Annotated in this window: 12 protein-coding genes; 6 read left to right on the plus strand and 6 right to left on the minus strand. The window is 64.3% G+C overall.

Features of this window, described 5'->3' with window-relative positions; all coding sequences use genetic code 11:
• Position 1 precedes the first annotated feature (1 nt).
• From Q9235_RS08045 to Q9235_RS08055, 3 genes are all read right to left on the minus strand, one after another.
• Positions 2-358, minus strand: coding sequence for a DUF2849 domain-containing protein (locus Q9235_RS08045; RefSeq protein WP_306226284.1), 357 nt, complete (start codon positions 356-358; stop codon positions 2-4).
• Positions 358-672 carry a 2Fe-2S iron-sulfur cluster-binding protein gene (locus Q9235_RS08050; protein ID WP_306226285.1) on the minus strand — a complete coding sequence of 105 codons (315 nt, stop codon included), beginning with the start codon at positions 670-672 and terminating at the stop codon, positions 358-360. The genes Q9235_RS08045 and Q9235_RS08050 overlap by 1 nt, the downstream gene beginning before the upstream one ends.
• A gap of 216 nt (positions 673-888) precedes the next feature.
• Positions 889-1,863: a Gfo/Idh/MocA family protein gene (locus tag Q9235_RS08055; protein ID WP_306226286.1), complete on the minus strand. Its 975-nt coding sequence runs from the start codon at positions 1,861-1,863 to the stop codon at positions 889-891.
• Positions 1,864-2,022: 159 nt separating this feature from the next.
• On the opposite strand from Q9235_RS08055, the gene Q9235_RS08060 reads away from it, so the two are divergent.
• Entirely contained in the window at positions 2,023-3,138 is a 1,116-nt protein-coding gene (locus Q9235_RS08060; protein ID WP_306226287.1) for an acyltransferase family protein, read from the plus strand.
• A 10-nt stretch (positions 3,139-3,148) separates the two neighbouring features.
• On the opposite strand, the gene Q9235_RS08065 is transcribed toward Q9235_RS08060, so the two are convergent.
• The gene (locus Q9235_RS08065; protein ID WP_306226288.1) at positions 3,149-4,480 is read right to left on the minus strand and encodes an O-antigen ligase family protein; all 1,332 of its coding nucleotides are present in this window, start codon (positions 4,478-4,480) and stop codon (positions 3,149-3,151) included.
• A 187-nt stretch (positions 4,481-4,667) separates the two neighbouring features.
• On the opposite strand from Q9235_RS08065, the gene Q9235_RS08070 reads away from it, so the two are divergent.
• From Q9235_RS08070 to Q9235_RS08080, 3 genes are all read left to right on the plus strand, one after another.
• The gene (locus tag Q9235_RS08070) at positions 4,668-5,885 is read left to right on the plus strand and encodes a sensor domain-containing diguanylate cyclase (RefSeq protein WP_306226289.1); all 1,218 of its coding nucleotides are present in this window, start codon (positions 4,668-4,670) and stop codon (positions 5,883-5,885) included.
• Positions 5,886-5,976: 91 nt separating this feature from the next.
• Positions 5,977-7,017 carry a zinc-dependent alcohol dehydrogenase family protein gene (locus tag Q9235_RS08075; protein ID WP_306226290.1) on the plus strand — a complete coding sequence of 347 codons (1,041 nt, stop codon included), beginning with the start codon at positions 5,977-5,979 and terminating at the stop codon, positions 7,015-7,017.
• Between the two features lie 103 nt (positions 7,018-7,120).
• Positions 7,121-8,095 carry a hypothetical protein gene (locus Q9235_RS08080; RefSeq protein ID WP_306226291.1) on the plus strand — a complete coding sequence of 325 codons (975 nt, stop codon included), beginning with the start codon at positions 7,121-7,123 and terminating at the stop codon, positions 8,093-8,095.
• A gap of 70 nt (positions 8,096-8,165) precedes the next feature.
• Here Q9235_RS08080 and Q9235_RS08085 read toward each other — a convergent pair whose 3' ends face one another.
• Positions 8,166-8,492 carry a hypothetical protein gene (locus tag Q9235_RS08085; protein WP_306226292.1) on the minus strand — a complete coding sequence of 109 codons (327 nt, stop codon included), beginning with the start codon at positions 8,490-8,492 and terminating at the stop codon, positions 8,166-8,168.
• A gap of 738 nt (positions 8,493-9,230) precedes the next feature.
• Here Q9235_RS08085 and Q9235_RS08090 point away from each other — a divergent pair.
• Positions 9,231-9,494, plus strand: a complete 264-nt coding sequence (locus Q9235_RS08090) for a GIY-YIG nuclease family protein (RefSeq protein WP_422678292.1) — start codon at positions 9,231-9,233, stop codon at positions 9,492-9,494.
• Positions 9,495-9,742: 248 nt separating this feature from the next.
• Here Q9235_RS08090 and Q9235_RS08095 read toward each other — a convergent pair whose 3' ends face one another.
• Positions 9,743-9,856: an SEC-C metal-binding domain-containing protein gene (locus Q9235_RS08095; RefSeq protein WP_306226294.1), complete on the minus strand. Its 114-nt coding sequence runs from the start codon at positions 9,854-9,856 to the stop codon at positions 9,743-9,745.
• A 180-nt stretch (positions 9,857-10,036) separates the two neighbouring features.
• Here Q9235_RS08095 and Q9235_RS08100 point away from each other — a divergent pair, with 180 nt between their 5' ends.
• Positions 10,037-11,104 (plus strand): hypothetical protein, encoded by a 1,068-nt coding sequence (locus Q9235_RS08100; RefSeq protein ID WP_306226295.1) that lies wholly within the window; start codon positions 10,037-10,039, stop codon positions 11,102-11,104.
• Positions 11,105-11,195 lie beyond the last annotated feature (91 nt).

Genomic DNA, 11,195 nt, shown 5'->3' on the forward strand with positions numbered 1-11,195 from the left:
ATCAGCCCTTTGGCGCCGAGGCGATACCGTCTCCGGCCTGCTTGCCGAGATCGGGACGATTGCTGGGGCCGAGCGTCTTGAAGCGCTCGCGGAAATGGCGCGGCACCGGGCTGCCGCTCTCGATGGCGACATCGACGAGATAGGCGTCGACGACCCTGTTGCCGCGCAGCTCAGTGGCGGCGAAGGCTTCGAGCCGTTCGGCCGCCGCATCGTCGGCGGCGACCAGCGCCAGCGCCGGGTCGCGCGTCCAGGCCAGCGGGCTGGCGCCATCGACGAAGGCGAAGACGACATCGCCGTCGAGCAGGTCGTTGGCGAGGAGGATTGCCGGGAGGGGAACGCGTTTCGCTGGGGCGGCCATCACGCGGCCTCCGCAAGCGTCAGCGTGAGCCCGTCGAGATCGTCAGCCCAGATGATCTGGCAGGACAGGCGCGAGGTCGCCTCGATCAATGGCAGTTCGTCGAGCGCGTCGATTTCCTCGTCGCGCGGCTCGGGCAGCTTTTCTGCCCATTCCCGGGCGACGATGACATGGCAGGTGCCGCAATCGCAGGAACCTCCGCAGACGCCCTCGATGCCGACCTTGTAGTCGCGCAGGATCTCCATGACCCGCCAGCCTTCCACGGCTTCGAGTTCATGGCTCCGGCCCTGTCGATCGATGACGTTCAGAACTGCCACGATAACGCCCATCCCCGTTCGGTCTTTCGAACAGGAGTTTTACGCTATGGGCGGGGTATGGCTCAATTCACATCGGGTAGGCGGTTTTTTCGAATTATCTCGGCAGCAGAGTAGAATTATCCCAGAGAGCGGATTCCTCGCCGATTTGCTGCAAATTTGTGCCGCGGGCAGCTTCCGCGCCGATAGGCGAGGCGCTGCCCGGTGCAGGTCCGCGCCTCAGGCGCTTTTCAGGATCGTCTCGACGACGTCCTGCACGTCGAACGCTTCGCGTAGGGTCGCGAGGTGGTGCGGCTCGCCGCGGGTGAGCTTCGCCACGCCTTCGAGCTGGCGTCGCAGCGCCAGCGGGCGCGCCTCGTTCTGGGAGAGCGCCTCCGGATCGGCCTCCCAGCTTCCATCGGGGAGGCGGCGCTCCGCGCGCGACCAGTCGCAGAGCCTGACGGCCCCCTTATCCCCTTCGAGCGTCCAGACGTTATGGTCATCCTTCGCGGTCGTGCCTACGCTGCCGCTCACCGTGACGGGGAGGGCGCCCGCGGTCAGCGCCGCCTCGATCTGGCGCTCGCTCTTGCCGGCCTCGGGATAGGTCGCCTTGGCAGTAAGCCCGGCGAAAGGACCGGCGATGCGGCGGGTCAGGAACAGGAAATGCGAGACCACCTCACGCGTGAAGCCACCTTGGGTCGTGCGGTCGAGCCAGCCGGCGGCGTCGACCTGCCAGGAGCGCGGCCAGTTCGCGAAGGCGACCTCGATCGTAACGCGCTGCGGCGTGCCGATCACGCCGGAATCGATCCACTCGCGCAACCGCGCGACGGCGGGCGAGGAAGCGAAGGGGAAGTTCACCGCACCACGCGCGCCGGCTTCATTCACGAAGGCGCGCGCATCCTCGACATCGACCGCCAGCGGCTTCTCGCAGAACACAGCCTTGCTGGCGGCGAGCGCCGCGCGCGCATGACCAAGGTGAGAGGAGGGCGGCGAAGCGATATAGACGCAATCGCTCGCCGCGATCAGGGCAGGTGCGTCCGGCTGATGCGTCACCGCTGGCAATGCAGCACCGATCCGCTCCATCGCCTCGGCCGAAGGGTCCCAGATGCCGGAGACGCGCAGCGCCGTCGCAGGCTGGTCGAGCGAGGCGCGCAGCATGCGCTCGCCCATGATGCCGGCCCCGATGAGGCCAAGGGAAATCGGGGTTGCGCTCATCGGTGCCTCGCTCCTCAGAAACCGGGCCGCTTGCGCTGACCCTTTCGAATATCCGGTCAGTCTCGGATTAATCCTAACTGCCGGCATGTGTTGAAAGCGGCGCGGCCGCCGGTCCATATCCTCGCCTGCTCATGATGCAGTCTCGCATCCAGGTGAGGCATGATCCGGCTCTACCGTTCCCTTCCCAGCGCTGCCGATATCCTGAACCGCAACGGCGGTGAAGGCCCCGGCTTCAATGCGATGCGCCTGATCCTGTCGCTGACCATCCTGGCAGTGCATTCCGGCTGGGTCGCAGGCGCCGATACGAGCCGCGACTGGGAAGGATTGCACGGCATCTTCCTGATGAGCCTGGTGCCGGCCTTCTTCGCGCTCAGCGGCTTCCTGGTCACCGGCAGCGCCCTGCGCACGGATGCGGTCCGGCCCTTCATCACATTGCGCGCCATCCGCATCTTGCCGGCGCTCTTCGTCGAGATCACGTTGTCGGCGCTGGTGCTCGGCCCGCTGCTGACGACCTGGCTATTGCGCGACTATGTCGCCGATATCCGCTTCTGGGAGTATTTCGGCAATATCGTCGGCCGCATTCGCTTCGAACTGCCGGGTGTGTTCGAGGGCAACCCCGTCGCCGGCGTGGTCAACCAGAACCTCTGGACGCTCAAGCCGGAATTCTACTGCTATATCCTGATGGCGATCATGATCGCGGTCGGCATCCTGCACCGCCGGCTGCTCTTCGCCGCGCTGACGCTGGCCGTGATCCTCGGCGCCACCGTCGCCGCGTTCAAGATCGGGTTCGGCGTCACCAAGGGCAACTACCACTGGACGGTGGTGGTCTTCTATTTCCTCGTCGGCTGCCTGTATTTCCAGTGGCGCGAACATGTGAAGATGCACTGGCTGCTCTTCGTTGCGGCGCTCCTGGCTTCGGTCGCCCTGATGGCCGCGCCGCGCGAATATGCCTTCTTCGTGCCGCCCTTCCTGACCTATTGCGTGGTCTATCTCGGCCTGTTGCCGCTGCATCTGCCGGCGCGGATCAAGAAGCTCGACGTCTCCTACGGCATCTATCTCTACGGCTTCCCGATCCAGCAGGCGATCGTCAGCCAGACCGATTTCGCCCAGGGCAACGGGCCGCTGCTCTTCGCCGTCTCGGCGCCGATCGTCATCGCCTTCGCGCTGGTGTCGTGGCTCTGGATCGAGAAGCCATTCCTCAAGGTGAAGCCCTACGTGCTCGGCCAGAAGCAATGGCGCAAGGACAAGGCGTCGACGCTCGCTCCGGCGGAATAGCGCGCAGCCGTCAGGACGTTTTTGCCCGCATCCGCGCGGCGAGGCCGAGCCCCATCACCGCCATGGCGAATAGCACCCAGAGCGGATCGGCGCGATTGAGCGGAAAAGTCTCGAGCATCCCGACATAGGTCATGAGGATCAGGATCATCGCGAAGAGGTCGACGAGATTGCGGTTTTCCGGAATCCGCCAGCCGCGCATGTAGTCGATCAGCGGCCGGCCCATCAGCAGCCAGATCACCAGCGCCGCGCCGGGCAGGCCGAAGGTCAGCGCCGCGTCCATATAGCTGTTATGGCCGGAGCCGATGCCGCGAATGTCCCAGCTCGCCTCGTAATTCTCCTCGAAGCCGGTCACGACCGGCGTCTGCCAGAAGCTGGCATAGCCGTAGCCGAACCAGGGCTTCTCGGCGATGCGCTGCAGGGCGAATTTCCAGATCTCGTCGCGGCCGGTGAAGGTCGGGTCCGAGATCACCGCCTTGAGCATGGCGTTGAGTGCGGGCGACATCACCGAGCCGACCGTCAGCGCCGCGATCAGCGCGACCAGCACGACATGGACCATGACCGCGAGCCCCGGCCGCCCGGTAATGCGCGCCAGCATGACCACGCCGATGGCGAGTGGCAGGAAGCCCATCGTCGTCTTCGAGCCGCTGTTGAGGACGAAGATCAGCCCGAGCGCCACGACGAGCGCGCCGCGCCAGCGCAGGCCGCTGCGCCAGCCATAGATCCCGATCATCGCCACGATCGAGAAGACCGGGGCGGCGAAGTTCTTGTGCGCGAGATGCCCGCGCCAGTCGCCGACATGCACGCCCTCGGCGCCTTCCGAACTGTGGACGACCAGATGCGGCGCCACGATCAGCATGGCGTAGACCAGCATCAGCAGCACGAGGCAGGCATTGAGCGCCGCGACGGCAAAACTGCGCTCGTCGCGGGGCAGGACGAGCACGCCCGCGACGACGATCATCACGATCGCGGTGAGCAGCAGACCGCGCCACGAAGCTGTCGGATCGAGCGACTGCGCGATCGAGAGCGCGGCGACGCCGAACACGACGGCCCAGCGCCCGAACCCGAGTCGCGCCAGCACGTCGCGCTGCGCCAGCCCCAGCATGGCGGCGAGGAAGACGAGGCCGAGCCCGAACCAGCCGACCTGGTTGACGATATTGCCGGTCGATTCGCCCGGCGCCGTCTGCTGCGGCACGCCGGCGAAGGGCTGCAGCGACAGCATCAGGATGAAAAGCCCGAAGCCGGCCAGGGTGCTGCCGAGCATGCCGGCATGACTGGTACCATCCGCGCGCAAGGCCGCGGCGGATGGGTGGCGGTCGCTGATCGTCGAGCTGCTCTCGCTCATGAAACTGACACGATCATCCGTAATCGGCCCGGCAGAAAAAGGTCCGGGCGCGCGACAGCATAGGCCCGGAATCTTAAGGCGTACTAACCACTGCCGCAGCGACTGCCCCGGCCGTTTACGCGTCTTTCATACTCGGCGGGATGAACTCAACTCTCGCATCCGAATGCCAAGTCCGGGAGCGTCAGGAATGACAGCCCTTTCCGCCGCGAGCGAACAGGCCCGCCTCGACGCGCTTGCGCGCTACGATATCCTCGATACGCCGAACGAAAGCGTCTTCGATCGCATCACCAGCCTCGTCTGCCGCATCTTCGCGGTGCCGATGGCGACGGTGACTTTCCTCGACGCGCACCGGCAATGGTTCAAGTCGCGCCAGGGCGTCGCCGATTGCGAGGGTGACCGCGGTCCGGCCTTCTGTAACCTCACCATCCGCCAGAGCGAGCCGCTGATCGTGACGGACACGCATCAGGACGGCCGCTTCGCCGGAAATCCGCTTGTGCTTGGCCCGCCCTTCCTGCGCTTCTATGCCGGCATCCCGCTGCGCAGTGCCGAGGGGCAGAATATCGGCACGCTCTGCGCGATGGGGCCTGAACCACGCGCCATCAGTGCCGAGGAGATCGCGATTCTCTCCGATCTTGCCGGTATCGTGATGGAGGCGCTGGAATTGCGCCTCCTTGCCACCACGGACGGCCTGACCGGCGCGCTCTCGCGACGCGCCTTCCGCGACGAGGGCGCGCGCACCCTCGCGCTCGCCCAGCGACATCGCCATGAGGCGAGCTGCATCGCGCTCGATCTCGATCATTTCAAGTCGGTCAACGACACGCACGGCCATGCCGCGGGCGACGCAGTGCTGTTCGGCACCGTCGCCGCCTGCCGCCGCCTGCTGCGCCAGACCGACCTGATCGGGCGCGTCGGCGGCGAGGAATTCGCCGTGCTGCTGCCCTATACCGACCGGCAGGCCGCGCTCGGCGTCGCCGAGAAGCTCCGCTCCGGGATCGCGGCCGAGAGCTTTGACGGCAGCGAGGGCCCTTTCAAGGTCTCCGCGAGCTTCGGCGTCGCGACAGTCACGCCGGGTGTCTCCGATCTCGATTCCCTGCTCGCGCTGGCCGATGCCGCCCTATACCGCGCCAAGAGCGAGGGACGGAACCGCTGCATCGCCGCTCCCGCGACCGACAGCGCCAGCGTTGGCCGGCGCGTGCTCAAGGCCGGGCAGATCGTGTTCAACGGTGGCCGCTCGGCGATCGATTGCACGGTGAAACGCCTCTCCGAGGACGGCGCCAGCCTCGCCGTGCTGAGCACCGCCGGCGTTCCCGAGCGCTTCAAGCTCGCCATCGCCGCGGACGGCTTCTCGAAGACCTGCGCCATCGCCCGCAAGGCCGGCAGCGAGATCGACGTCCAGTTCGCATGAGCTGAAGGCAAGGGCCTCTGCCAGCTCGCGCGGTTGACGCTTCCCGCGGCGCTGCCGCATGACACGGGCCTCGACCAAGGAGGCCCGCCCCATGAAAGCCGTCGTCTACGAAGCCTTCGGGCAGGCCCCCGAATTGCGCGTCCTGCCGGACCCGACGCCTGAGCCGCACAGCGTCATCATCAAGGTCGAGGCGACCGGCCTGTGCCGCAGCGACTGGCATGGCTGGGTCGGCCACGATCCCGATATCCGCCTGCCGCATGTGCCGGGCCATGAACTCGCCGGCGTCATCGCCGCGGTCGGCCGCAGCGTCGTGCGCTTCCGCGAGGGCGACCGCGTCACCGTGCCCTTCGTCTCGGGCTGCGGCTCCTGCCCGCAATGCCATTCCGGCAACCAGCAGGTCTGCGACGACCAGTTCCAGCCCGGCTTCACCCATTGGGGCTCGTTCGCGGAGTACGTCCGGATCGACCGGGCCGATTTCAACCTCGTGCGCCTGCCGGACGAGATCGATTTCGCCACCGCCGCCAGCCTCGGCTGCCGCTTCGTGACCTCGTTCCGCGCCGTGGTCGACCAGGGCAAGGTCTCCGCCGGGCAATGGGTCGCCGTCCATGGCTGCGGCGGCGTCGGCCTCTCCGCGATCATGATCGCCAATGCGCTCGGCGCGAACGTGGTCGCCGTCGACATCTCCGACGACAAGCTCAAGCTCGCCCGCGAGGTCGGCGCCGCGGTGACGATCAACGCCAAGACGCAGCCCGACGTCGTCGCCGCCGTGCGCGACGCGACAGGCGGCGGCGCCCATGTCTCGCTCGATGCGCTCGGCTCTCCCCAGACCTGCTTCAACTCGGTGGCGAACCTGCGCAAGCGCGGCAAGCATATCCAGGTCGGGCTTCTGCTGGCGGAGCAGGCGACGCCGCCGATCCCGATGGCGCAGGTCATCGCCCACGAGCTCGAAATCCTCGGCAGCCACGGCATGCAGGCGCATCGCTATGGCGCGATGCTCGACATGATCAGCGCCGGCAAGCTCACCCCCCAGCTGCTCGTCGGCCGCCGCATCGACCTCGCCGAATCGATCCCCGCCCTGATGGCGATGGACCGCTTCGAGGGCACGGGCGTGACGATCATCGACCGGTTCTGACCGCCTCCCGCCTTGTCGGAGCCGGCGCGTTCGGACACTTTGGCAAGGCTGCTCCACCGGCAGGGAGCGGCATGCGCTCAGCGTCAAGGCCGGGGGGCGAGCCGTGGACGACGAAGGCCGCGATCTTCACGAGGTGCTGGACTACCGCCCTCGCACCAGCATCGCCCGGCTGCTGCCAGTCGGCCTGCTGCTGATCTTCATCGGGCTCGCCGTTTTCATTCTCTCCGACGCCACCGACAAGGCGGTGTCCTGGGGCCGCTATGTCTTCATCGCCTTTGCCGTGACGCTGGGCATCGGCACCGTCGCCGCCGCGCTATGGGCGCGCAACAACCCGCACGAGCCGCTCTTCACGCTCACGCCCGCCGGCATCGACTACCGGATTCCCTGGGTGAGGCGGGTGCTCATCCCCTGGCACGAGGTGCTGGCCGTCGAGGCCGCCGACATCGCCACGACGATGTGGAACCCGTTCTGGATCTTCGCCTCCGCGCCGACCCGGCTGTCCGTCTCCTCGCTGCATGACGACGTCACCGTGGTCGTGGTGTCAAAGCGCTTCTACGACAGCGCGCTCCGTGCCAGGCTGTTCTGGCTTCGCGGCCCCGGCTGGAAGGGGAGCTTCACCCCTCGCGGCAGCCACGCCGTACAGGTGGCGCTGCTCCACGGCCTCGTCGCGGCCGACAGGCAGCAGCTTCGCCGCGCCGTGCAATCCCGCTGGCTCGCTTTCCGCAACCGGTCGGCGACGGGGCAGGGGGTGGAAACCGTCCCTGCCACACCGTCCCGCACGCGCGAGGCGGGCGTCGCGGCCACAGGCGACGATCCCCGAAAACTGTCGCCATGGCAGAAGGTCCAGATCGTGGCGCTCTCGCTCGGCATCGCGGCCTGCCTGGCCAATGTCGCCGGGCTCTGGCAGCTCTACGGGCAGGGCGAGGCCCGGGCGGCCCGCGCGAAGGCCGTCGAGGAGCGCCGCAGCCGGGAGAACGCGCGCCTGCGCATGCAGGAGGAGGCGAAGCAGCGCGCCGCCGAGGACAAGCGGCTGCAGGAGGAGAACGAGGCCGTGCTGCGCAAGGCCTTCGGCCGCTAGCGCGCCGCCCCTGTTCCTCGCCATCCGGGACAGTCGTTTCCCGGCTCCGGTTCCGAGGGGCTCGAGGATGTCACGCTCCGTTCCGGGCGCTCTCCCTGGCGACGCGGGTCTCGGCCTGCGCGAACGCCTCGTCGGGGTCGAGCCCGTTGGCGCGGTTCTCCATGGCGTAGGCGAACGACCTGCGGGTATCGTCCGGCATCGCCCGCAAGACGGCACGGAAGCAGGCGCCGCGTTCATCCTGGCAGGCGCGCATCCGCTTGCAGGTCCTGTTCGGGCAGACGCGGAAGATTTCGAGCTGGTCGGTCAGCCGGCGAAACAGGGCGGCCCGCGCCCTCTGGCAGCTCTCGAAATCGGTGATCGGCGGGATTTCGGCTTGGGTGTTCTGGCGTTTCGGCATGGCGGGTCTCCCTGGGGTCAGGCACGCAGGATCATCCGCCCGCGCGGATGCGCGGCGGGTTCGCAAGGCTGGCTGGGCAGGGCTGGCGGAGCGCCGCGAGGCGCGAGGGACATCCGCAACCGTTGAGCCAGGCTGCGGCGCGGCGGGATTGAGCCACCCGTCGCACGCCCCGTGGCGCTCCGCCTCCGGCGATTTTGGACTCCGGGCCGCGCTTATCGGGCCTAAGCGGTTCAGGATGGGCGGGTTTCGACGCCAGCTCCCCTCAGCGGGTCGTCGTGTCGTCGCCGTACCCATCGTCAACGGCCGACCGTTCCCAGCGAGCTCCTCGCACAGGGACCGTAGTGTCCCCAGGGCGGTTCCCGAAGCCTCCCGGGAGCAGGGCGTAACCCCCGCCCGCAGGCGCCGACCCTCACCCAACCTCCAGCATACCTCCGGACGGCCGCCCCGTTTGGGTGATGGGCGAGGGCAGGATAGGGCGGGTGATGAGGGGCGGGGATAAGTTTGGTGGCGACTCCCGCGCCGTCGCCCGCCGCCGTCATGGTCGCCCTTGTGGCGACCATCCACGTCTTTACGAGAGAGCGACCGGGGCGTGCATTAATCGTTGGCCGGCGCCCGCCATCAGCGCTGCGAGACGTGGATGGTCGGGACAAGCCCGACCATGACGAAGGAGCCCTTGCCGCCGCCTCGGCGCGATCGCATTCTCATGGGATGAAAGAGAAGGGCGGCTGGGTTTACATCATGACGAACCGGCCCAACGGCACGCTCTATATCGGCGTGACCAGCGATCTCGGCCGCCGCGTTCACGAACATCGCGAGGGCCTGATCGCCGGCTTCACTAAGGCATACGGCCTGAAGCGCCTCGTCTGGTACGAATGGCACGACGAGATCGAAGCCGCGATCCAACGCGAGACCTCGATGAAGCGCTGGTATCGCGCCTACAAGACGCGCACGATCATGGCCCGCAATCCCAACTGGAACGACCTCTACAAGGAATTGGCCTGATCGGCTAAAAGCTCCCGCCCTCGCGTCTATCCTCCGCCGTCATGGTCGCCCTTGTGGCGGCCATCCACGTCTTCACGCGTGATCGACGGCGCGAGCGCTTCGCCGTTAGTCGGCACTCGCCACCAGCGTCGCAAGACGTGGATGCTCGGGGCAAGCCCGAGCATGACGAGGAGGTTGCTGCATCACTCCCTGAAAGTAGTCATCCCGGTCGGAGCCGTCGAAACGGCCGCTCAGCATACAGCATTTCTTCAAATCTGCGCCCCGGAGCCGCAGATGCAGAGATCGTTTCGGCCGAGCTTTTCTTGCAGTTCGACATCGCCATGGACGATGCGGACGCCGCGCTCCACTCGGGTTTCGGACACGTAGGACTTCCGACGCTTGCTCGTGCTCGACTAGGGGATAAAGTTTGAGTTCAAAAATTTGACGGCATCGCCAAAATTTGGAAATATTTCCGCATGCTAGACTGTATTATGACGTCGATAAAATTCAGATAATTCTGATTCTGTATCTCAGTATACAAATAACCGGAAAAGGGGGAGGCAATGGACGTCTTAGAGTTATATGATTTGGCAGCGTGGTATCGTCGTTATAACAAGAACTTAAATTCACTATATAGCGCACTTCATTCTATTCTGAGCCAAAATGCTTCTCAGCCGACACAGCAACCCATCGAAGATCAACTTGATAAATTAGTTGAATTCTTAAAAGAAATGGATCTTGGTGAATTATCACTTCAGCAGGTAGGTGTTTTGGATCACCTGAAAGTAGGGCATTTATTAGGCCCTTTAGGTGCTGATTTTATTGAAAGAACGGTGAAAACGGCCTCGTATGATCCAGCTTCTACTGAAAAGAGAGTGCAGGAAGCGATTGAGAGACTGAATTTAGCTCGCCAAAAAATGGACGAATATTACAATTCAATCTCAAATTTGGAAATTAATCATCATGAAACCCCGAGTGTTTCAGGAAGAATAATCGTTCGAGTCGGCTTCAAGAATGAAGCTGCAATCGAGAACATCGTGGATTGGAAAGATTCTTCTGAAGATTGGCATCATATTATCAGGGGGGTTGCGCTCGTTGCGGGAGAGGCGCCGGAGAACACTAAGATTGTTGGAGCATCTAAAGGTTCTATAATAATTATATTAGCTACGACAGTTACGGTTACTAAGATTTTAGCAATGATCGCCAAACACGCTAAGAGTATTGCGATGGATATAATTGATGTTCAAAATGCTATTGAAGATCTTCGTAAGAAAAAGCTTTCCAATAAAACTATTGAAGCCGAGTTAAATAAAAAAATAAATGCATCAAAATCGGAGGGAATCTCCGCTATAAATAAAGATTTATTGAAGCTAATGCCTAAGAATGCACCCGGAGATGCTCGGAATGCGTTGGAGAAATCCATAGAAAAGTTACTCAAATTTGGCGAGGATGGTGGAGACCTTGATTTCGTTTCCCCGCCGGACGAAGAGATCGCAGAAATTGATGACGAGGATGAAAAGCAGAGTGGAGATGCTGCCGCTGCTGAAATCCAAGAAGCGCGTAAGATCATCCGAGATTATCAGACGACACGCGAAGCGATGCGGCTTCTCGAGCATCGAACGGGTGACTGATTAGGCTCGCACTTGAATTTTCACCCAACATCAGCCCGTATCGCTCAGACCTCAAAGGACGGTGCTCAGGCTTCACGGCCCATCCTTAGCC

It is taken from the genome of Bosea beijingensis, from assembly GCF_030758975.1.
Classification (GTDB): Bacteria; Pseudomonadota; Alphaproteobacteria; order Rhizobiales; family Beijerinckiaceae; genus Allobosea; species Allobosea beijingensis.

Excerpts from the sequence above, each read along its gene's own strand:
- Q9235_RS08045 (WP_306226284.1), bottom strand. The coding sequence starts at position 358 with ATGGCCGCCCCAGCGAAACGCGTTCCCCTCCCGGCAATCCTCCTCGCC.
- Q9235_RS08055 (WP_306226286.1), bottom strand. The coding sequence starts at position 1,863 with ATGAGCGCAACCCCGATTTCCCTTGGCCTCATCGGGGCCGGCATCATG.
- Q9235_RS08060 (WP_306226287.1), top strand. The coding sequence starts at position 2,023 with ATGATCCGGCTCTACCGTTCCCTTCCCAGCGCTGCCGATATCCTGAAC.
- Q9235_RS08065 (WP_306226288.1), bottom strand. The coding sequence starts at position 4,480 with ATGAGCGAGAGCAGCTCGACGATCAGCGACCGCCACCCATCCGCCGCG.
- Q9235_RS08070 (WP_306226289.1), top strand. The coding sequence starts at position 4,668 with ATGACAGCCCTTTCCGCCGCGAGCGAACAGGCCCGCCTCGACGCGCTT.
- Q9235_RS08075 (WP_306226290.1), top strand. The coding sequence starts at position 5,977 with ATGAAAGCCGTCGTCTACGAAGCCTTCGGGCAGGCCCCCGAATTGCGC.
- Q9235_RS08085 (WP_306226292.1), bottom strand. The coding sequence starts at position 8,492 with ATGCCGAAACGCCAGAACACCCAAGCCGAAATCCCGCCGATCACCGAT.
- Q9235_RS08090 (WP_422678292.1), top strand. The coding sequence starts at position 9,231 with ATGACGAACCGGCCCAACGGCACGCTCTATATCGGCGTGACCAGCGAT.
- Q9235_RS08100 (WP_306226295.1), top strand. The coding sequence starts at position 10,037 with ATGGACGTCTTAGAGTTATATGATTTGGCAGCGTGGTATCGTCGTTAT.